We start from the raw sequence: 23,331 nt of genomic DNA, 5'->3' as shown, positions 1-23,331 counted from the left end.
GGTATATTCTTTTTAGTTATTATATTTGAATGCATCCAGAACTTCCATTCTATTTCCTGAAAAATCGAACAGAGTGGTATTGCTTACATAATTTTTAGCACCCAATTCCCATCCCATACCTTCAACTTCAATAAAAATAGGATCCCAATAGAGGAAACCAAGTATACGACAATCCTTCGCTTGTTTTATCTCTTTGATAAGTTCGAGCATATAATTTTTTTGTCCAAGCGGGGAGAAATCTTTATATGGTCCATTATCAGATAATTGTCCCGGAGTTCCGTCAGGCAAAGTCTTGTTCCAACTATAACCGGTTTCCATAATCAATATGTCTTTATCAAATTTTGCAGAGATATAGTCCGCCCACTCACGCATCTGTGCAGCGTTTTTCTGTGTCCAATAAGGATAGTAGGAAGCTCCGATCACATCATATTTCGTATTTCTATTCTTCAGTTCACCAAAATACCAGTTATACAGATCTTTATCTCCGGCTGCATTCAGATGAATGATTACCTTTGAATCTTGCGATACTGCCTTTACTGCATCATAACCTGCATTATACAGTTCTGAAAGTTGTGCAAAGTTTTCATAACTCCCGTCAGGATACAACATTCCGGATTGAGTTTCATTACCCAGTGCCACAAATTCGGGAATCGTACCTTGTGCTTTCATTTTATTCATAAAACCGGAAGTAAAATCATAGAGTGCCTGCTTCAATGCAAGGCGGTCCAATGACTCCCAATCATGCGGCTTGGTCTGTGTTTCTCCATTTGTCCAGTAATCGCTATAATGAAAAGTCAGCAAAATCTGCATCCCCGCCTCTTTTGCACGTTTAGCCAGACGCAAAATATCTTCCGGTCCTGAGATTCCTTCCGGCAAACGATTGGATGGCGCATAATCCGGATTTCCCGGATCATTATACAAACGGAGGCGGACGATATTAAAGCCATTGTTTTTAAGAATTTCAATGCAGTCTTTTTCCTCTCCATCCTCATAGAACTTCCCTCCCATTTGTTCTACATAAGTCAATTGCGATATATCGCCCCCTTTCAGTAAATCATACGCATTATCTGTCTTTTTCAGGCGAAGCGCATCGAAGCGGCTCCAATTCGTTCCGGCAGACTGACTGTGTAATTCAATATCACATTTTCCTTCTTCTACTTTAATACCGCGTACATAAGAACGAATCCAGGTAGTCGGAGATGCCTGTAGAGAAGTCATTTTCCTATTATCCATATCAGTACCTGCCGCAACATAGCAGGCCGTCTGTCCACCACTACTTTTATAATAAAATTCAAGATCGTAAATCCCGTCTTCCAAGCCATCGACTGTTTGGGTAGTGGTTACAGTATATGCGGAAGCTGACTCGTAATGCAACGCATAATTACCCTCACATCCACCCTCTACGACCTTTGCCGCAGAACGCTCTCCACTAACTGTCCAGCCTTCAGGAGAAACCGTTTCAGCAGCATTGTCTTCGAAACTTCCATTAGGAACTTTTACAACTACAACTGAGGGTTCGGGATCGCCAACAGCCACAGGATCATCCGAGCAAGCTGCCATACCGCAAACAACTTGAAATCCAACCACAATAAGATTTGTGATTTTCATAATTGAACTGTTTTTAATATTTCTCATATTCTCGCCATTTAAGGTTTATATTATACAATTTAAACAGGATTTTGTGACGATACGAATGTATCGCCACAAAATAGCCTTATCCTATCAGACTGCGCAGAGCCTGAATCCCCTGATGATTAATATCCAATCTTTCTACCTCCACTAATAACCGGACAGATTTTTCCTTTTGGTCCAGTCCCCAATATCCTAACGCCATCATATATTTGCAATGGATAATATTCCGTACAGTTAAATCATCTTCCCAAATCAACAAGTCTGGTAGCGACACTGCAAAATAATCCATTTTAATCTTGTCAAACAAATGCTTTTCACCGTAAGAAGTCAACTTATGGAAGCGCCCGTTAGCCTCATCCATACGTCCGAGCTTCACCAAAGCCAGTCCTTGATAGAATATCTTATCAGGTTTTGCGTCGTTATAATACATGGCAGCAGCTGGTTCGGTAGGACCGAAAGTGGCTTGTTCCCAACATTCAACGGCTTTTGCCTTGTTATCTAAAGCTTCGTAAGCACAACCCATAAAGTAGTAGAAATCATTTTCTTGTGCACCGTACAGTTTTCCTTCTCCTAAATGATGCGGATATTCCAGACATTCTTCCAATAATGCAATTGCTTCTTCATTATTGCCGGCAACCAATGCTTTTTTAGCCAATTCAACACGTGCAAACTGATACTGAGCTGGTACCTTACCTTCTCCTCCTTCCCACGGATGGAAGATATGTTCGTCAAGCAATGTTTTTGCTTTTTCGTATTCACCTATTTGATTCAATAAAGTAATTTCCTCCAATATTAAATCGTCACGTTGTGCAATTAATTCCGGATATTTCTGTAAGAATGCCAAACGTTCGACGTGAGAACGATGCACACGTTTATAGAGTTGATCCAATTCCATAAGAACACGCGCATCAGTTACATCAAGCAGGAAAGCACGTTCCATGCATTCGATGGCTTTTACTTCTTCGTCTTTTTTATTGAAGTATGCCAAAGCCAGATTACGCCATACAGTCGGGAATTTATCATCCAGTTCAGCAGAAGTCTCCCATGCTTCCATAGCCAAATCATACTGGCGCTTATCATAATACAAATTACCCAGATAATAAGGTGCTTTCGCATCCTTCGGATTTTGCTCCATTGCACATTGCAAAGCGAGGATGGCTTCCAGACGATTCGGGAAACAATAATCGGAACAAGTGGTGGATGCGTCTATGAATGCCTGTTCTGCTCCGGCAAGATTTCCTTGAACCAGACACCATCCTAAATAATAATAGGTCATCGGAGTGACAATTCCCTCACTAATAGCTACATTCCATAAAGAAGCAGCTTCCTCCCAACAACCGGCGGCACAATAATCAAGAGCTATTTCATCATAGTTATGAGCTTCACCACGCATCATTGTTTTCAGAATTGCCAAATCATCCGCATTACTGGTCAATAGATACTTCTCATATCGACAACCGAAATTGAACTTATCAAGAGCCAACGAGTCTTCTATCAATTGCAAAGCTTCTTCCGTTTTATTCATCTGACGAAGAACCGTTGCTTTCAAAGCACGCGCTTTATGATTATGCCAGTTACGAATCAATGAACGGTCTATTTCGTCCAAAGCATCCTCCAAACGACCTTGCATAGTAGAAATCTGAGCACAGGCAAAATAGCCTGCATCTTGCCAAGCGGCATTCCAACAAGATTTATAGAAACGGTCGTAAGCCTCATTGTAACGTCCTTGATACTTCAAGGCAAGTCCCAGATTATAAAGAGGCTCACCGTCATAAGGATTCGGATTCCGCTTTTGCAAGGTCTTCACTGCCGTAAGCAGATATTGTTCCGCCTTATGGAAACGTCCTTTACGGATATACCATAAACCCAACGCATTGTTATTGCGCACATCAATCGGATCACGGCGTAACGCTTCTTCGTAATAGTCCACAGGATTGTAGGTAGCGTGTCTGTATTGCTCCAAATGCAATCCCGTCAGATAAAGCTGTTCGGTAGTCTTTATCTCCTCCGGCAATAAGGCCGCTTCGGCTGCATCGGGAATCGGTTTTACTTCTTCCGGTTCAGCGTGCCAGTAAAGCAGTTCTTTTCCGTTGGCGGTAATTTCCAGATTCAGTCTATTAAAACACTCTCCTGACACATTGATTGTTTCGTCCAACAAATTTTCCGGAGTAATCGTGACTTCTTTACTATAATAAACTTTACCGTCCTCACCTTTCAAGACAATATTTACAGTTTGCCTGGAGGTCGCAAAAACCTTCAAACGCACACTGTCTTCACCTTCGGGATCAATGTTCATCAATAGATCTCTGCTTGCATTCTTTATCACACCCAGCTCACGATACGGCAAGAAGTATTGCACAAAACTCTTTTCTTCATAAGGCTGCAACCAGGTGAAGTCCGGTTGATTCTCGGTATACACCCCTGCCATCAGTTCGATATACGGCCCGTCCTCATCCGTCAGATTACGGTCCCATGCACGTCCGAAGTCCCCATTTCCCCATGTCCACTGCTTCTTGCCTGGAGATATATGATGATTGGCTATATGCAGCATACCGGCATGAGTGTCATTTTCATAACCTCCTTCAAAGTTGAAACGGGAGTTTACCGCCATATAGGAAGTAGGAACTTTGATATTCTTGTAGTTTGAAATATCCACTCCGGCAGAGTAATCCATTTTATAATAAGTACCCGTAGCGATGGGGAAACTGGATACAGCCCGCTTTCCATGATCGAACACCGCATTGATATCAGGCGGGAAGACACTTTGATAATAATCGTTCACAGCAACGGCAGGATTTGCCCACCATAAGAAAGTCTGCGGCACCTCCGTACGGTTATAAAGCACTCCCTTGATTTCGAGAAATGCGTGTCCCGGACGGAGTGTGAAGCCCGCCATTCCTTTCTGGTGGAACATACGTTCCATCTCACTTACCCATACCGTGACGCTACCATCGGCATTTTCTTCGATCATCGTATCCACAGGCATATAAGTACTCGGCCGGTGATGTTGAGGCCAGTTGAACTCGATACCTCCCGAAATCCACGGACCTGCAAGTCCTACCAAAGCCGGTTTTATCACATGATTATAATAAATGAAATGACGCTCCTTTATCTTGTCATAAGCCATTTGTACACGTCCACCTAGTTCCGGCAGAATCATGACCTTGATATATTCATTCTCAATATAAATCGCTTCATATTCCTTATCCGTCTTTTCATTGGAGATGGACTCTATCACAGGATAAGGATATACTACACCGCTACTACCTTGATACACACGTTTCTCTAAGAAAATAGGATTCTTTTCAGGTTTCCCCACTTCATAGGTGGGAATGACAACCTTTTCTTTCCATGCTTTTACCATAATATTCTGATTATATATTTACTTTATCAATTCTTTTTCGAGTGTTTCCAACGATTTTCCTTTCGTTTCGGGCAAGGAACGGAAGAGGAATATGAATCCCGCTACGCAGATGGCCGAATAAATCCAGAATGTACCATAACTGCCCAAAGCACTATTCAATAAAGGGAAAGTATATGTCAACGTGAAACTGCCTACCCATAAAGCAAAAGTGCAGGTTGCCATTGCTACGCCACGTATACGGTTCGGGAAGATTTCAGCAAGCAACACCCATGTGATAGGACCCAAAGACATCGCATAGCAAGCGATGGCGAGTACCACCAAGACAACCATGAAGAAACCGCTTACCTCGAAGAAATAGCACGCACCCAAAATGAGATAGATACCCGCCAGCCCTCCGGCTCCCAAAAGCATCAGCGCACGACGTCCCAAACGTTCGACAGTATAAATCGCTACAAATGTGAAGATTACATTCGCCACTCCGGTCACTACAATATTAAAAAGTACATCCCCCAAAGAATAGCCTGCCGATTGGAATATTTCTTGTGCATAGTTGAAAATCACATTCGTGCCACACCATTGCTGAAACACGGCTACCACAACACCCAATACCAATACCTTGCGGAACGGACGACTGAATAATAGTTTCAGTCCGCCTTCTGACTTTGAGTTACCCGCAGCTTCAACCATCTGAAGTTCCTGCTCTGCATAATCATCCCCGCCTATCTTACTTAATACATTCCAGGCCTTGTTATCCTTTCCTTTCATAGCCAGCCAACGAGGACTTTCCGGTATAAAACAGGTCAGTAATAAAAAGATAGCCGCCGGAAATGCCGCTCCCCAAAACATCCAACGCCATCCCATCTGCCCATTCCACGAAGCGCAGATATCAGCGGAAGTAAAATCGGCAGGGATAGGTTCCGCTATCAGCCAGTTAGTGATTTGCGCTCCCAGAATACCTAGTACGATGGTTAATTGATTCAATGAAACCAGTTTGCCGCGAACAGAAGTCGGAGCCACCTCAGCGATATACATCGGTGATAATCCCGAAGCAATTCCAATTCCGATCCCTCCTAAGAAACGGGCTACCAAAAACCAGCTGAATGTCGAGAAAGCTCCGGTTGCGTATGCGGAAGAGAAAAAGATAAACGCGGAAATCAACAAGAGCGGTTTACGTCCGTAGCGGTCCGCCATCATGCCCGCTACCATCGCACCGATCAGACAGCCCAGCAAAGCCACGCTCATTGCCAGCCCTTGCATTGTCGGTGAATCGGCTATACCGAAATAAAGTTCATAGAAAGGTTTCGCTCCTCCTATTACTACCCAGTCGTATCCGAAAAGTAAACCGCCCATTGCGGAAACCAAACAGATAAAATAGACGAATTTCTTATTATAACTTTTCATACCATTAGAAGATTGATTAATTGATATTGCAAAGATAGAGGTAGCCGGGCACACAAAAAATAGAATTTCATTTTATAAAGATGGACAATCTTATTTTTAATGTATTATTTGACAGATTACGTACATTGTTATATATTTGCGTCCAACAGTCAAATCATATACTATGAGATTATGGTAAAGTTAAAAGATGGATTTACCGGAGAAAGAGCTTTGGTGCTTCCCCGTATGATCGTCGACAGGATGGAAGAAGATCCGTTGACCTCTATGCTGCACATCACTGACATTGGTTATTATCCGAAAGCCAAACATCACTTCCGGGAACGGAAAGAACCGATCAACCAATATGTATTTATCTATTGTATAGACGGCGCCGGTTGGTATCGGATCGGGGAACAGGAATACACGGTATCCGCCAACCAATATTTTATTCTTCCGGCTGGCGTCCCTCATGCTTATGCTTCCGACCAGTCCTCCCCATGGACTATTTACTGGATACACTTCAAAGGAATCCTTGCACCGTTTTATGCGCAGGAAGCCGGTCGGCCGATGGATATCCGACCAGAGCTACATTCTCGCATCAGCACACGGATCAATTTGTTTGAGGAAATATTCAATACATTGAAGAACGGATACAGCAATGAAAACCTCCGATACGCATTCTCGATGTTTCATTTTTATCTGGGCACACTGAGATATGTACAGCAGTTCCGCAATGCGGCAAGTGACGGACAGACGGAAGACGAGAATATAATCGAGCTGGCCATTCATTATATGAAAGAAAACATGGAGAAACATCTCAGCCTGCAGGACATAGCAGATCAGATCGGGTATTCTCCATCACATTTCTCTATGCTGTTCAAAAAGAGAACGGGACACAGCCCGCTCACCTATTTCAACCTGCTAAAGATACAACAGGCCTGTCTGCTGCTGGACACAACCGACATGAAAATAAATCAGATATGCTATAAGATAGGTATAGAAGATACCTATTATTTCTCACGACTATTCAGCAAGATGATGGGAATGTCACCACGTGAATACCGTAAGTCAACGAAAGGGTAATACAGGCAAAGCGGATTATTCAAAGAATAGAAGTTCGCCCCCGTCCGATTCCGCATAGTCTCTCAACAACGATTGAATCATTCCGGCAGCTTCTTTCAAACCTTCTTTGCCATTATAACCGTTGACAATAGCAAGAATATGGGTAGTATTGATATCCATTTTCGTACGCTCATGGTCACTGGTCGGTGTTCCTATCCCTCCGAAAGAATCACGATACACAGGCAATCCTTCGATATTCAGCACACCGCGCCCGATTCCCTCAAAGGGCTCTCCCGCCTTACCAATCCCCAGTTCAAGGCACGTGCCCTGTATCTTATCCGCATCGAACCCTCCGATAGAATGTCCCGTACGGAGAGAAACGAGATTTATGAGATCTACCAACGTATCAATCTGATATAAAGGAATCCCGCGCATCAGGCGACGGCGCAAAGCCTCTGCCGACGGGCGATAACGTCCGGGGTCCTTGCCACAACGCTTATATGCCTCACGAGTGGCTGCAATCACAGGCTGCCGTTTGATATCCTCCATCTGCGTTGTGGAAGTCAGCTGCCCGGTGAAAGCATTGATTTCACGCCAGAGCCCTTCACTATAACTTGTGTTTCTGACTGTTGCATATACAGCTGCTCCGGCAAATACCGGACAAGCTTCTTTAATCTCTTGAGAAATGGAAATAGTATACATATTCAATGACAATAGTTTTTATACAGTGTCCAACATGATTCCAGACAAAATACGTCCGGAACGAATCCCTAAACGGCGGGCGGAGAAGAACTCGTCACAATGGGTATAAGTGCAGATACCGGACAGTTCTATCTGACTGTCAGGAATGCCAAACGATAACAACTGTATCCGGTTAGCCTCCCACAAATCCAGATGATGTTTACCGGTTTGCCCGTTCCACGTCGAAATACGGAGCATATCAAAATCTTGTTCTTTGAATGCTTCGTATACTTCTTCACCCACTTCAAAAGACTCCAATGAGATGCTCGGACCTATGCAGGCTGTAACATCCTTACCTTCCGTTCCGAAAATACGGCGCATTTTCTCTAAAGTACTGCGAAGGATATGTGCCACTGTTCCCCGCCATCCGGCATGCACTGCCGCAATGGCTTGATGAGTACGGTCATACATCAAGACAGGCACACAGTCCGCCGTAGAAATACAGATGCAATATCCGGGTTCGGCAGTTATCAGCGCATCGATTCCATACAACGATTTTTCTTTCTGTTCCGGAGATAATCCGGTAAAAGTGTCCTCAATATGCAAAATCTCCGTACCATGTGTTTGCACAGGGACTACCAGTTCAACAAGAGACTGCGGCAATGCTTCCAAAAGTAGCTTCCTGTTAAGGCACACCCGTGCCAGTTCGTCCCCACTGTAATGCGAACAGTTGAAAGACGCATAAGCCCCTTCACTGTACCCTCCCCGCCGGGTAGTTACAAAATGAGAAATGTTGGAATATGAGCTTAGCGACTCATATCCCAACATTCTTTTATCTTCTGTGAGTGAAATCATTTTTCTTCCCAATCTTCTTCTTCGTACTCATAGTCGATGTCCTCGTCATCATCCGCATCTTCCTCATATTCATAAACGATGTCTTCATCCTCGCCCATGTCTTTGAGTTCCTGTTGCAAGCAGGTCACGTCTTTCGGCCGGTGGACAATCGCCTCTATCTTGTTACTCTCCTTATTCAGTTCTTCCCAAAGGATGTCTTTCAACACCGAGATTCCTAAACCGGAAACAGAAGAGATGAATACGTGCGGTATGCCTTCGGGCAATGTAGGCTCGATTTCGTCCATCAGTTCCTGATCGAGCATATCGCTCTTGGTAATTGCCAACACCCGTTGTTTGTCCAGCATTTCAGGATTGAATGTACGCAGCTCGTTCAGCAAGATATCATATTCTTTACGGATATCATCGCTGTCCGCCGGAACCATAAACAACAACAAGGAGTTGCGTTCGATATGACGCAGGAAACGGAGTCCCAAACCTTTACCTTGACTGGCTCCCTCGATAATTCCAGGAATGTCCGCCATTACAAAAGATTTCCCATCATGATAGGAAACGATACCCAGATTCGGTTCGAGTGTCGTAAACGGATAATCGGCAATCTTCGGTTTGGCAGCCGAAATGGAAGAAAGCAAGGTAGACTTTCCCGCATTCGGGAATCCTACCAGACCGACATCGGCAAGTAGTTTCAACTCCATGATAACAGTCATTTCCTGCATCGGTTCTCCCGGCTGCGCAAAACGCGGAGCCTGGCGGGTTGCCGTCTTGAAATGCCAGTTACCTTGACCGCCGCGACCACCTTTAAGCAGAATCACTTCCTGCCCGTCTTCAGTCACATCACAAATGTACTCTCCGGTTTCGGCATTGTAAACAACCGTTCCGCAAGGTACTTCAATTATCTTATCCTCACCGTCTTTGCCGAAACTACGTCCTTTACTTCCCGACTCTCCATGACCTGCCATCGCATGACGGTCAAACTTCAAGTGTAGCAAAGTCCAGTAGTTACGGTTACCGCGCAAGATGATATGGCCTCCTCTTCCGCCATCGCCCCCGTCGGGACCTCCGTTAGGACAATATTTCTCGCGCCTCATGTGCGTAGAGCCTCTTCCGCCCTTACCCGAGCGACAGTATATCTTTACGTAATCAACAAAATTCGATTCAGCCACGTTGGTTAATGATTAATTGGTTAGTGATTTATATTTAAAGAAGACTACAGTCCGTCCACCGCTCCACAGATATCCGCAAAGATACCCTCCATAGTGCCTAGACCGTTGATGTGTTGGTATTTCTTTTCGTTCTTATACCAGTCAATCAACGGAGCAGTCTGCGAGTGATATACGTGCAGACGTTTCTTGATCGTCTCTTCATTATCGTCAGCACGGCCGGAATCCTTACCGCGTTTGATAAGACGTACCATCAGTTCATCCTCCGGAACATCCAAATCGAGCATTACAGAAACATCCTGTCCTCTTTCCGCCAACATTTTCTTTAATGCTTCCGCCTGTGCAATTGTTCTTGGGAAACCATCGAAAATTACACCTTTGCTATCTTTAAAGCTATCAAATACGCTTGCCAGAATATCAATCATCAATTCGTCGGGAATCAATTGGCCTTGATCGATATAACCTTTAGCCGTTTTACCCAGTTCTGTGCCGTTCTTGATTTCAGCACGCAATACATCTCCGGTTGAGATGTGATTGATTCCATACTTTTCTACAATACGTTCGCTCTGCGTCCCTTTGCCGGAACCCGGAGCACCGAAAATTACAATGTTCAACATCTTTTTTACCTAAAAATTAATTTGTATTTGAAATTAGTCTACTACTGTATAAATGTCGGGATAGTTACGTCCGAAGCCGTCATAGTCCAGACCGTATCCCACGATAAAGTCATTCGGTATCTCCATCGCTACATACTCGATGTTGAGGTCTACCTTCAACTTCTCCGGTTTCACCAGCAGAGAAGCGATGTGAATTTCTTGCGGATTGCGTGTACCTAATGTATCCAGCAGACGTTGCATGGTGAGCCCCGTATCCACAATATCTTCTACAATGACAACCGTACGTCCGGCAATGTCTTCATTCAAGCCGATTACCTCTTTGATAACTCCTGTGGAAGTTACTCCCTGATAAGAAGCCAGCTTCACAAATGAGATCTCACAAGGAATCGTAATATGCTTCAATAGGTCGGCGGTAAACATAAAAGAGCCGTTCAACACACTAAGGAAAAGCGGATTCTTACCTGCCAAATCGCGATTGATTTCGTTCGCTACACGAATCACTTCTTTCTGAATATCCTGTTCCTTAATAGAAACGGTAAACTGTTTGTCTTTTATCTGAATGGTATCCATAACCGGTTATTTTAAAAAAGTTGTCGCAAAAATACAATTTTTATTCTACTTAGTGAAATCTATATGAACGTTTTTATAAAGAAGCGAGGAGATGTGCTCTTGCAAACATACCTCCTCGCCCTGACTTGTTATATTACAAATATCTTATTAATCATCTATATTTTCATAGGTAATTGATAAATTGGGAATTCCAATTTCGGCCATAGCATTGCCGCAATCTATTGACAACACATTGTTATTCATCACTGCTGTAACAGTATAAGTCTGATAAATTAACTCTCCTGTTGTTTCATCCTGACTAACAGGGACCTGAAATGAATCAGGGATCTTTTTCGATATTTTTCCTATCTTATTCAACAAGAATGCTAAAGAAGCATCTTCTTTACCATAAATAAGATTTGGCAAATGGATTGCGATAGCAGGATCAATTGTATTAGGCACAGTCAATATAGAAGTCTCTCCATAAGTATAATGTACATCGCTGCCAAAATTAAAATCTTCCAAGTTGCCATCCGCATTATATACAAATGTCATATCCATCCCTTCATACTGTTCTCCAGGATTTACAATAGAAGATAAATAATCACCTGCATAACTCCAATCATTAAATTTTTCAGTTTCCTCGTACATATCAGCAGCAGTAGCTTTTACAATTTTCCCGTCTTTTAATGTATAAATTAAATCAATGCCAGCTGTACAACTAACTGTCTTTATCGTATTTCCATCATACTCAAAGTCCCAATTAAATTCCATATCACCTACTGCGGCATTACTCAGCCGTCCTTCCGCATCATATTTTAACTCTAAAAAAAGAGTACCCATTCCTCCTGCATCCATAAAGATTGATTTAACCCTCTTAGCCTTTTGTACCGTCAATACAACATTATCCAATACCCAAGAACTTGTTCCACGAATCAAACTTACAGTATAATCTCCTTCGGGACAGTCAGCCGGCAAAGTGAATGTCAGTCCATCAGTAGAAATCGTAACCTCAGAAATTTCAATATTACTTGTGCTCTCAGCTTTCAATACAATTTTATCCCCGCTCTCGTATCCACTACCACCAAGTGTCACTTTTTTTCCCGGATTAACAACCACTTCTGGCAAAGAAGGACTTATAATCGGACTATCTGCATCCGTCAAAGTAATAGAACCAAGTGTCCATTCATTGCCACTTTGTGTCAATATCACATTATAAACTCCTGCTACTAACGACATAGGGACAGTAAATGTAACTCCTGCATTAGAAAAAGCAGCATCTATTACTGTTTTTTCTTTAGAAGAGTTCTCTAAATACAAGCTAATACCAGAAGCCGTAAATCCCGTACCTCTAATAATAACTTCACCACCAACTGCTGCTGTAGCAGGGATACTCACACTGCTAACCGGAAGTTGTGGAGTTGGATCACCATCATCATCAGATGAACATGCTGTAAATGTACCGATCACTGTACATACCATCAACATCAATAACCAGATTTTTTTCATAACCAGTAAATTTTAAATTAGTAATTAGTTGCACAAATATTTGTAAAGTATATCAAAATATTCTCATACAGATTTTTATGTTAATCCAACAAATTTAAATGTCTTCCAAAGTATTCAATATACGTTCTGTATCATCTGATGAAGGACGCAACATATCATTGTTTATAATCTTTCCTTCCTTATCCAAAAGCAAGAAACGGGGAATTCCCTCAATATTGTATGCTCTTTGGAAAGAGCTTCCACGCCCGATAAGCAACTGAACACCGGACAAATCTCCACTTTTTACTTTTGCCTCCCACTTTGCCTTATCATGATCTATCGAAAGACTCAAAAAAGTAATATTCTTCCCCTCAAACTTTGACTCCAACTCTTTTAGGAAAGGTAATTCCCTCTGACATGGACCACACCAGGTAGCCCACAAGTCTATATAAAGATACTTTCCTTTAAAATCAGCTAGAGAATAAGACTTTCCATTTATATCAACCGCCTGAAAATCCGGAGAAGGCTTACCGGGAGAAGACAAATTCCATTTCTCATATTTATCCTGATAATCTGCCAAAAGCACAGTATCCTTCACATAAGTATGATAAATATTTTCCAAATCTGTAATATTCTTAATACCAAACCTTTCTACATATTCCGTAGCCAGACTGTTCAGCAACACTTCTTTGACTCTTTCATTCTTGAAATTATCTGCAATGTACCGCATTTGAGCAACGGTTTTCGGATAATAGTCGGTAACTTCCCGATTAGGAGTATCAAGTATATGAGACAGTTCCACAACAAAGTCACGGTACTCATCCATATCCAGCCAATCCTCATCTTCCACCATATACTTCCGGAGAGTATCGTAATAAGCCTCATCCGGGCGATAAGTACTATCTTGCGTCATCATAATATGTCCCATCGGATACATGACTACTCCTGTTCCATAAGAATAATGAATACGCGCCGCCTCCATTTTGTTAAAATCACCAATGCCATCCAGTCCGCGAACATTCAGCAATTTATATGCTTCCTGTTCTTTCTGCTCTACTTTCTGCATATACTCATTCAGAGGAAGAGCATACGTTTCATCCGGCAACGACGTGAGTGTAACAGTATTCAGATAATCAATTACTGGTGCCTTTTCACCTTCAAACTTAAACGTTCCGACATAATCATTGCCATCAAAAGTAATGTGTACACGATCTCCTTTTTCCAAATATATTTTCCGTTCGTTCTGGCCATAGAACAAATTAGCATATAAAGCATTTACACCGGAAATTGTATCCGCTCCATATCCCTGCTCATTCAGAGGAACTGAATTTACCGTTCTATGATACACCAATACAACTTCGGTAGCTGTAGGATTCTTAACATCAAACGTAACCACAATGTTATCTGGCTTACCGGAAGAGGTACAAGCACTTACCAAACCGGCCAACAACACTACAAATAAACAATTTCTCATATATTTCCTTTTTAGTAAAAATTTAATTATTCCTTTCACGATAGGTAGCGTCTACGATTCGAGCAAAACCAGTATACTTTTCCGGTGTAACAGAACTGAAATCGCCTTCTGACTCCAATCCTTCATAAACCCGTAATATTCCCTTTCCAGCACCGTCTACACTTCCTACAACCAAATCATATGAACGAGAGGTATTGGCACTTTCCCGATAAAGATTAAATTTGAGGCAAGTAATAGTTTCCCCATCCAATGCAAATTGCTGTTCTGCTTCCAAAGGTGAAACAGATAAGTCGACCCGGTAAACCGTATTGTCCACAGCATAATACATATAATTTTTCAAAGAGCTAAAAGCATACAAAGTGCCCTCTTCCACTATTCCCGTACAACCGGACAAGTCACCATAATAGGATTTTCCCAACACATAAGTGCAATCTGCATATAAAAGTAAATCCCCCAACTGAATGCCATAAAGATAAGACCTGCCATCCTTAGTCAGAATAGTATAAGTTGTCCCCATTTTGGCATTACCCGGATCATATTTCGTATTCTCCATATAAACATAATCATACCCTTCAGGATAATCATAAGACACACTATGCACCACTCCATTATCACCTTTAAAACTGGTAGCTATTTCTTCCATTTTATCCATCGTCACCAAAGGTTCAAGACTACCTAAATCTTCATAAGCCATCATCGGACAATACGCCATAAAACATTTATTAGTCGTATCATACAGTAAATACACAGCTACATACATTGATGCTGCCACATTCGCCCCCACGTAGGGAGCTACATCAAAAGTCTTATTCACCACACTCTGATACAGACCATCTATCCCCATCCCCCTTTCACAGTAATAGGCTTCTTTACCACTGACAATCATTTTACCCAAACCGGCAGCAGTAATAGAATAAGGACGCAAAGATGCACCGTTTGCAGCTGCTTCATAAGCGAAATTATATTCTTCCTTCCACTCGAAATTATTCTTTCCCAAACGAGTAGCTCCATCATCTGTCAACAAGTAAAAAGGAGACTGGGCATCCGTCATTGTCGATGAAAGAGATTGAATCTTTCGCGGACCTTTCCATTGAGAGATTTCACTATAATTTTTCAGAAGATCAAAGTATGTATCTCCTGTAACCTTAGAAACCATATCCAAACGTGCACGTCCTTCTTCATCTGAACAAAGCACCATCCAACCTTCAGAAGTAGTATCGCTGACAGTCAATGTATAACTTTTTTGCCAATATATACCCGTATCCTTCTCCGTCACCGTAAAATACAGGATGTATACATCAGCGTTCAGAGCTACTTCATAGTCCAAATTGCGAGTATTGCCAATCACAGTCTCCACTTCATTCTCTATATCCTGATTGATTACCTTCCACTCAAATTCATACCTGTCGTCAAGAAGAGTAGAAGTACCAAAATCCGGTGTCAATTGTAACCGGTTATGCGTCAAGACAGAAATATTATCATCCACTCCGGAAATTTCAAGTTCTGTCAGATTACGGTAATCATAATTTCCTTTATCTTCCGTACAAGCCACCAATAGAAAGCCTGCTACCAGAATCCTCCATAAATTATTATACAAATTCTTCATCATATCAGTTCTTTTTAAACGTCAAAGGGTCTCCATTTCCATCAAAGGCATTTTCATCAAACTCTTCACCTGCATTCTTCTTTCCCTCTTGTTCCTTCACATACTGAGTCATTTCCGAACTAATATATACCTGCATGGCAAAGGTCATTACCGACACGTCATTAAAATCAGCCGGTGCAACATCCAGCACATCACATATCAATTCAAACTTCTGTTGCGAAAATGCTCCTAACAGATTTTCTTCCCATGCTACAGGAGCAGAGGTAAACATATCTGAAAATATAATACGGTAGCGCAAGGTAGATACTGTATCTCCTCCAGCTTGTATCTCTTCCGTTACAGGAAGTGCAAAATAGTCGTTCGCACGAAGCTCCATATAAATAGTCTTTTTCATTGTTTTCAAAGATTCCGTGCGTTTTAGAGTAACTATATAATTTATACTTGAAGCTCCGGCCGGTATCTCTACCTTATCCGACAACACATAATCCGTTCCCTCTACAGCATTTTCGGAACTAACACGGATATCTACCGGGCGGGACTCATCTACAGGACGTCCCAACAATTGGATCTTCACAGGAATTTCCATATCATCTCCACTCTCGTAGACAAAAGTAACATCTATGCTATCCTGCAAAGCACTCGCAGAAGAACGGTTATTAAAATAAATACCGCTAATATTCTGAAAAGTACCGGGCTCGCGTTCGTCACAGGCCGACAGACCAATCAGCAGGCTAAGAAAAACCACGATATATCTATTTTTCATTTTCATCATACATCTTATTTTGTTCATTTAAAAGCATTTACTTTCAATTTTCTGTTTCCGAATCAGGAAGAGGGACTACGAATATCTGATCACTTGCTTCCGGATTTTTACTAGATACGGACGAGAATAAAACAGGTCTGTACAATCTCTTATAGAGATAAAAGAGTTGCCCTTCACCGTATAGCTCACGTATATATTCATACACAAGCAAATCTTGGGTCAATGATGAAACAGTAGTTACCCCACGATTCCGTCGCAACGTATTGACATAGCTGGAACCTGCCGTCAAAGAAGCAGACTGGCTCTCGGCTGCAATAAGATACATCTCACCTATACGTAACATTGGAATCATTGTATTTTCTATTTTTCCGGTATCCTCCATATCCGCATATTTATAGAAATACCTGTTAGAACCTGAAGCCACCCAATTCACTCGATAACGGTAGTCGTCCTGGTTGCCTCCGGTAGCTGTACCTCCGAAAATGAGATTATTCATCAGATCATTATCCATTCTGAATACATAGTTAGGAACACGAGTCGGGTCAAAATAATTTTTAAACAATTGGTTACGGCTTGCATGAGAGAGAGCAAAGATCACTTCAGAAGAGAAAATACGGTCCGGATCATCCGGTGAACCGGTAACCAGTTTTTTATCTACAAACGGAAAAATACCGCTATCTACCGCTTTTATGATTTCCGTAGAATAGTTGAATGCTTTCTTTCTTGCACTTCCACCTTCCTCATCATTGCTACTTGCATACAGACAAACACGTGCTAATAATCCTGTCACCGCATAATAATTCATCCGTAAAGCACGATAGCGCAAAAAGTTAGAATTCTGATTTACATCTCCACTCATCATCGTACCCTCCGTCTTTACCGGATCATTCACTAATAAGATTCGCGCTTCCTCTAGGTCGGTTATTACCTTTCGAATCACTTCTGAAGCAGGAAGCTGTTCTTCCGGCAAATTGGTCTGCGCTGTATAATAGGGGATACTCAGCTTATCTTTATTGCGTGAATACACCGGGCCAAACAGTCGAAGCATGTCAAAATGTAGCATAGCCCGCAGGGCAATTGCTTCTCCGCGTATAATATTATAATTATCACCGGTAAAAAGAGATGTCCTGCTCTCCATATTCTCAAGAATCTCATTACAATTCAAGATCATCGCATACGCTTCATTCCACGTCTCGCTCAGTCTTCCACGCCAATATTCCGTTTCATATTGATAGTCGGCGAGATCTTTGTAATTTCCCCACACGGAATTGTCCGTCCCTATTGTATAAGCACCTCCCATTATTTCAATCATTTCCACAGTCAGAGCGCATCCGTATAGCTTGTCATTATTCAGTTCCACATATACGCCATTCAATAATTTTTGGAATCCCTCCTCCGTAGAGAACAGTTCGTCATCCGATATCTTATCATAAGGCTTCACATCCAACCAGTTACTACAGCCACATAGCAGAAAGCAACCGAGCAACATACCTGTATATATTTTATTCTTCATAACTCATTCGTTTTTATAAGTTTTCTCTTCCATTGTTTAAAAGGTGGCACCGATAGACAAAGAGATCGTTCGTGCAAAAGGATAATCAATTCCACGTTCCGCCTTAACGGTAGACCAACGGAATATATCATTCATATTTGCCTGTAAAGATAAAGCTGCCAAACCTAGCTTCTTGACAAATCCTTGATTGAACTCATAGCCCAGACTGACAGACTCGCAAGTCAGTGTGTTTTCATCCATCACAAAACGAGAAGATTTCTCAGTAGTCTGCACCATAGATATACCTTTGAACTGCGCTTCACGGTTGGACTCCGACCAACGATTGTATAGCGCACGCTTATCTTGATTGTTGTACACTTCTTCTGTACCTATATTCTCTACCTTGTCGAAAAGAGAAGTGTTGAATAACTGCCCGCCTATTTGATAACGGAAAAAACAGCTGAGTGAAAAGCCTTTATAATAGAATGTAGTCCCGAACAATCCTTCTATATCAGGTTCCGTATCTCCTACCACTACTTCGTCATTCACATCATACGAAAAAGAATATGTACCATCCTTCTTTATAAAGAGCTCTTTACCGGTAGCCGAATCTATTCCGGCAGACCGCACAGCCCAGATAGCCGTAGGACTTCCCCCGTCATAATAACGGGTAGTACCCGCCAATGAAGCCTGTCCACTCTTATTCAAAGCACTAAAAGAGTCACCGATATTGGCATATTTCGAACGAGAGTGCGTTGCATTCACGCTCAAATTCCAATTGATTCCCTGTTCCGGCAGATAAATAGGAGAAAACTTCAATGTAGCTTCCCAACCTTTTGTTTTTTGCATACCGGCATTCATTGTCAGGCTTGTCACTCCCATAGAACCCGGAGTCGTGATGACAGCCAGCAACGGATCGGTATTCTTCCAATAATAATCCAGAGTCACATTGATCCGGTTATTCCACATCGTAATATCGGTACCGATATTATAATTGATTGTTTCCTGCCATCCCAAGTCTTTGTTTCCCAATGCATTCAGGATCACACCTGTTCCGAATACATTCGTCATCCAGCCATTGAACTTGTAAGTCGAGAATGCCTGATAAGCAGCAAAATTCTGGTTTCCCGGATTTCCGACAGAAGCTCTCAGCTTGAGAAGTTGAAAGAAGTCTTTATCTCTAAGGAACTTCTCATTATGAATATTCCAACCAAGCCCGACAGACCATGTATTCCGGAAACGGTTATCCGTGCCGAACATAGACGCGCCATCACTACGATAATTAAAATCAAGCAAGTAGCGATTATCATAAGCATAACCGCCATTGACATAAAAACTTGCCGCACGTTTCTCCGTCCGGCTGTAATCCGGACTTTCCCCGTCTGGATAGCTATTGGCAAAAGATGGAGAATCAAACTGGTCATCCGTAAAACCATTGGCTGAGAATCCATAATTTTCTCTTTTGGTACTACTAAAATTGAATCCGGCCACAGCATTAACCATGTGTTTATCGGCAAATAAACGACCAAATGTAGCAGCCAGATCCCCTTCATATACTAATCCTTTGGTTTGTGTGTGCGTATATAACCCTTTCTCCGTATCACTTACATCATCAAACTGTGAATGCAACGGAGACAAACGGACATCCGACGTATCATCCGATTTCGTCAGGCCGAATTTGGCTCTTAAACGAAAATCATGTGTAGCAAACCACTCGATGATAAAGTTGTTGGTAAATCCAAATTCCTGCCCTTTATTATAATTGTTCAGATGAGCGTTCCATAACGGATTGGAAACAGGAGAATCATTTGTGCCATCCTCCGGATAATACAGGTATTTTTCTATCTCACCTACCGAATTATATTTCCGGTAATAAGGATTCGCCTGCGCATATTCCGAGAAGGAAACAGTTGGGTCGACCGTCTCCAAATAATCAATTGTCAGTTTATTGCTGAACTGAAATTTTCCCGTACGATATATCAAATCGATATTTCCTCCAATCGTCTGGCGTTCGGATTCTTTCATTACTCCATTCACATGGCCTATGCTCAATCCTATTCCATAACGTATCTTTTCTTCACCACCTTCTGCGTAGATATTGTGTTTGTGCGTAAACCCGTTACGTACCGGTTCTTTCAGCCAATAAGTATCTACCCCTCTTTCTATTTCCTTCAGCCGCTCGTTCCGCAAGCTATTTAAACGCAACTGATTGGAAGGACTGTTGGTGTTGTCCTCATATACTCCTGCCAATGTTTCAAACTGTAACTTTTCACGGGCATTCATCAGGTTATAGTCAGACAAGTCGGCTATATCTACTCCAAAATCTCCTTTATACGAAAGCTGAAGACGTCCTTTCTCCGGTGTTTTAGTTTCAATTACCACTACTCCATTGGAAGCTTTCGAACCATAAATAGCCGTAGAGGCAGCATCTTTCAATATCGTAACAGAAGCTACACGGTTCATATTCAGGTTCATCACAGTTTCCAGCGTAGTCTCGAATCCATCTAAAATAAACAACGGCTGGTTGGGATCTGTACCATATTCTTCCTTCAACCCTACTACACTGCTCTTTCCCCGTATCTCGATATCCGGCATTTGATTAGGATTGGAACCGAACTGATTATTTTCCATGATCTTAAAAGAAGGATCGAGTGTCCGCAAACTTTGCAAGACATTCTGCGAACCTACCGATTTCAACTCTTCCCCCTTAAATGTTGTAGAAGAACCTGTAAAACTTTCTTTTTTACGTTGATAGATTCCCGTAACCACCACATCTTTAATCTCCTGCAACTGTTGTTGCATTACGATATTTGCAAAAGATGAAGCATTCTTTCCGTTAAAATGTCTCGTAATCTTTTCATAACCGACAAAAGAGAAAGTTAGGTCGCAGCCTTCTATCGGTAACTTTATACTGAATTCTCCATTCAGATCCGTGGTCGTGCCGGACATTCCCGGTTCTGTTCCTCCTACTATTACCGAAACTCCGATCATCGGAGATCGGTCACTTCCATCAATAATCCGTCCTTTAAGTTCCATTTCTTTCTCTTCTTCCCGCAGTTCCTGTTTTCCGGAAGCAGGTCGCGGAACAATAATGATAGTACGATTCTCAACCTTAAAAGTGAAATTTGTACCGGACAGAATTTCTTGAAGTGCCTGTACCAAAGAAATATTATGATAATTAGCTGTTATCCTCTTCGGACATTCCGACAATTGTTTTGAATTATAAAAAAATTCATACCCTGTGACAGCACTCATCTTCTTCAATGCTTCCGCCACTGTCGCTTTTTTCAGCTCCACACTTACCGTTTGAGCATACACAGTACGACAACAGACTGAAAACACAAGAAATATAAGCCCTATCTTCCAATCAATGTGAATAAAACTTTTCTTCCTTTTCATACTCTTATCTCATTCTTTTTATATTGTTGTATCTCTCATCTCAACCAGAGCACCCCATTCTCAACCTCACAGACAACCCCATTGGTTTCCTCCATCAGGCGAGTAATATAGTCAACGCCACGTTCATAACTGATTTTCCCGGAAAAGGAATAGTTTCTCAATCGCTCGGCAACCTTTATTTCAACCCCATATACCCTTGAAAGGCGTTTTGCCAAGTCCGGAAGAGTTTCATCCTCAAAATAAATCCAGCCATCCTTCCATGCCGTAAAAGCCGAAGCGTCTACTTGTGCCACCTTCATATCTCCAAACACACAATCGAAGCTCACTTGTTGATCAGGAGATAAGATGATAGGTTCTTTCCCCTCCTCTACCTGATAACTGATTTTTCCCGTTACAAGCGTAGTGAAATGTTTACTATTTTCTGGATAGGCATTTATATTAAAGCTGGTTCCCAATACCTGTACAGACTCCTGATTACCAGTTTCTACATAAAACGGACATTTCTCATTACGACAGACTTCAAAAAACGCCTCTCCCGTCAGTCTCACCCTACGTTCTTTCTTACCTTCAAACGAAGCAGGATACTCCAATGTAGAAGAAGCATTCAGCCATACTTTCGTACCGTCCGACAGAGTCATCTGAAAGTGACGTCCGGCAGGAACTTCTAGTTTCAAGATACGCTCACTTGCTAACGCCAGCTTTTTACCGGCAGCAGTTTGTAGAGCCACATTATCTGCTGTATTCTGCTCAATACGTGCTGCACTGTCAAGGGACATAACAACCTCATTCCCCATCTTTAATATAACTTGATCATCAGATATAGTGACCCCCATATCCTGTAACTGCGCAATGGCAGTAGAAACCTGTTCCGACGGAATAAGTGTCCGAAAAATCAAAACGCCCGTAATCAATGCCGCAGCAATACTACCGGCTGTCAATATACGAAACCTGCGTTTTATACGAAGTTTTCTCTGAATCCGACCTTGCAAGTCTTTAAACCCCTGATCGGCTATAAAAGGATCTTCCTGAGAATCGGGCAACTGCTTCCACAATTGTTCCAGCAGTTCATCGTCTTGTTCACCTATCTCCCGGTACGGGATATCGTGTTTTGTATCCATATATAATGAAATTTACTCATTATATATAATACTGCACCTGATGAATTTACGTATCCGGTTCGATATTTTTTTTGAGAAAAGGTTATTTTTTCTTGATTTCCTTCCGCAACTTCTTCTTTACTTTATATAAAATAGTCTCAACTGTACGGATAGATATTGATAGTTCATCAGCAATAACTGCATTTTTCTTTTCTTCCCAATAACTCATTTGAAGTACTTTGCGGCTCTGTTCCGGCAGACGTTCTATGGCAGGAATCAACAATTCGTTTCTTTGTGAAGAAACAGGCACTTCCTCCCAATCCATCATTTGTTCCTCCATAGCTTTTTCTTCACGGGCCCTCCGTATTTCTTCCGCTTTAATCAATCTTAATGAATTATTATGAACCGCTCTTAACAGATAATTCCGTAATGATTTCGTGTCATCCAACGATTTACGATTTAGCCAAATAGCCATGAAAGCATCTTGCACCACTTCATAAGCCGCATCGGTATCTTGTAAAATATTTGTTGCATAAGTACGCAGCAAACCACTATATGCTTTATACACAGCCTCAAAAGCCGTTGAATTTCCTTTTTTCAACGCTTTTACAATCCGGCTGTTATCTGATAAATCATATAGTTTTGCCATAAGCTATTTGCTCTTAATTAAAGAAATCAAGAGCAAAGTTAATAAAAAATCATTTCGGCATATATA

17 protein-coding genes are annotated in these 23,331 nt (G+C 41.8%); 1 reads left to right on the top strand and 16 read right to left on the bottom strand.

Annotated features, from left to right (window positions below; genetic code table 11):
• Positions 1 to 12 precede the first annotated feature (12 nt).
• The 3 genes from ACNOGP_RS09620 to ACNOGP_RS09610 all read right to left on the bottom strand — a co-directional run bounded on the left by ACNOGP_RS09620 (position 13) and on the right by ACNOGP_RS09610 (position 6,397).
• Positions 13 to 1,608, bottom strand: a complete 1,596-nt coding sequence (locus tag ACNOGP_RS09620) for a glycoside hydrolase family 53 protein (protein WP_418214664.1) — start codon at positions 1,606 to 1,608, stop codon at positions 13 to 15.
• A gap of 106 nt (positions 1,609 to 1,714) precedes the next feature.
• Positions 1,715 to 4,996, bottom strand: coding sequence for a DUF5107 domain-containing protein (locus ACNOGP_RS09615; RefSeq protein ID WP_418214663.1), 3,282 nt, complete (start codon positions 4,994 to 4,996; stop codon positions 1,715 to 1,717).
• An 18-nt stretch (positions 4,997 to 5,014) separates the two neighbouring features.
• Positions 5,015 to 6,397, bottom strand: a complete 1,383-nt coding sequence (locus ACNOGP_RS09610; protein WP_007765369.1) for a sugar porter family MFS transporter — start codon at positions 6,395 to 6,397, stop codon at positions 5,015 to 5,017.
• Positions 6,398 to 6,568: 171 nt separating this feature from the next.
• Between ACNOGP_RS09610 and ACNOGP_RS09605 the strand changes: the two genes are divergently transcribed.
• The gene (locus ACNOGP_RS09605) at positions 6,569 to 7,459 is read left to right on the top strand and encodes a helix-turn-helix domain-containing protein (protein WP_418214662.1); all 891 of its coding nucleotides are present in this window, start codon (positions 6,569 to 6,571) and stop codon (positions 7,457 to 7,459) included.
• Positions 7,460 to 7,474: 15 nt separating this feature from the next.
• On the opposite strand, the gene ACNOGP_RS09600 is transcribed toward ACNOGP_RS09605, so the two are convergent.
• The 13 genes from ACNOGP_RS09600 to ACNOGP_RS09540 form a co-directional block, all read right to left on the bottom strand.
• A complete protein-coding gene (locus ACNOGP_RS09600; protein ID WP_007765366.1) occupies positions 7,475 to 8,140 on the bottom strand; it encodes a B3/4 domain-containing protein in 666 nt (221 codons plus the stop codon).
• Positions 8,141 to 8,158: 18 nt separating this feature from the next.
• Positions 8,159 to 8,974, bottom strand: coding sequence for a peptidoglycan editing factor PgeF (gene pgeF, locus ACNOGP_RS09595; protein ID WP_418214661.1), 816 nt, complete (start codon positions 8,972 to 8,974; stop codon positions 8,159 to 8,161).
• The gene (gene obgE / locus ACNOGP_RS09590) at positions 8,971 to 10,134 is read right to left on the bottom strand and encodes a GTPase ObgE (RefSeq protein ID WP_418214660.1); all 1,164 of its coding nucleotides are present in this window, start codon (positions 10,132 to 10,134) and stop codon (positions 8,971 to 8,973) included. Before obgE ends, pgeF begins: the two co-directional genes overlap by 4 nt.
• A gap of 44 nt (positions 10,135 to 10,178) precedes the next feature.
• Positions 10,179 to 10,748 carry an adenylate kinase gene (locus ACNOGP_RS09585; RefSeq protein WP_007765352.1) on the bottom strand — a complete coding sequence of 190 codons (570 nt, stop codon included), beginning with the start codon at positions 10,746 to 10,748 and terminating at the stop codon, positions 10,179 to 10,181.
• A gap of 33 nt (positions 10,749 to 10,781) precedes the next feature.
• Positions 10,782 to 11,318: a hypoxanthine phosphoribosyltransferase gene (hpt, locus tag ACNOGP_RS09580; RefSeq protein ID WP_007757958.1), complete on the bottom strand. Its 537-nt coding sequence runs from the start codon at positions 11,316 to 11,318 to the stop codon at positions 10,782 to 10,784.
• Between the two features lie 147 nt (positions 11,319 to 11,465).
• Complete coding sequence (locus tag ACNOGP_RS09575) at positions 11,466 to 12,806, bottom strand: hypothetical protein (RefSeq protein WP_418214659.1); 1,341 nt, start codon at positions 12,804 to 12,806, stop codon at positions 11,466 to 11,468.
• A gap of 94 nt (positions 12,807 to 12,900) precedes the next feature.
• Positions 12,901 to 14,259, bottom strand: a complete 1,359-nt coding sequence (locus ACNOGP_RS09570) for a TlpA family protein disulfide reductase (RefSeq protein ID WP_418214658.1) — start codon at positions 14,257 to 14,259, stop codon at positions 12,901 to 12,903.
• Positions 14,260 to 14,281: 22 nt separating this feature from the next.
• On the bottom strand, positions 14,282 to 15,868 hold the full coding sequence (locus ACNOGP_RS09565) for a PKD-like family lipoprotein (protein ID WP_418214657.1): 1,587 nt from the start codon (positions 15,866 to 15,868) through the stop codon (positions 14,282 to 14,284).
• Position 15,869: 1 nt separating this feature from the next.
• Positions 15,870 to 16,637 (bottom strand): DUF4843 domain-containing protein, encoded by a 768-nt coding sequence (locus tag ACNOGP_RS09560; protein ID WP_418214656.1) that lies wholly within the window; start codon positions 16,635 to 16,637, stop codon positions 15,870 to 15,872.
• A 34-nt stretch (positions 16,638 to 16,671) separates the two neighbouring features.
• On the bottom strand, positions 16,672 to 18,141 hold the full coding sequence (locus tag ACNOGP_RS09555; RefSeq protein ID WP_418214655.1) for a RagB/SusD family nutrient uptake outer membrane protein: 1,470 nt from the start codon (positions 18,139 to 18,141) through the stop codon (positions 16,672 to 16,674).
• A gap of 36 nt (positions 18,142 to 18,177) precedes the next feature.
• The gene (locus tag ACNOGP_RS09550) at positions 18,178 to 21,519 is read right to left on the bottom strand and encodes a SusC/RagA family TonB-linked outer membrane protein (protein WP_418214654.1); all 3,342 of its coding nucleotides are present in this window, start codon (positions 21,517 to 21,519) and stop codon (positions 18,178 to 18,180) included.
• A gap of 35 nt (positions 21,520 to 21,554) precedes the next feature.
• Positions 21,555 to 22,637: a FecR family protein gene (locus ACNOGP_RS09545; RefSeq protein ID WP_418214653.1), complete on the bottom strand. Its 1,083-nt coding sequence runs from the start codon at positions 22,635 to 22,637 to the stop codon at positions 21,555 to 21,557.
• Between the two features lie 82 nt (positions 22,638 to 22,719).
• On the bottom strand, positions 22,720 to 23,265 hold the full coding sequence (locus tag ACNOGP_RS09540) for an RNA polymerase sigma-70 factor (RefSeq protein WP_418214652.1): 546 nt from the start codon (positions 23,263 to 23,265) through the stop codon (positions 22,720 to 22,722).
• Between the last annotated feature and the right edge of the window lie 66 nt (positions 23,266 to 23,331).

The sequence above is a fragment of the Bacteroides difficilis genome (assembly GCF_048319815.1).
Taxonomy (GTDB): Bacteria; Bacteroidota; Bacteroidia; order Bacteroidales; family Bacteroidaceae; genus Bacteroides; species Bacteroides zhangwenhongii.
The sequence above is the reverse complement of the archived record's forward strand: the minus strand, read 5'-3'. Positions and strand labels throughout refer to the sequence as shown.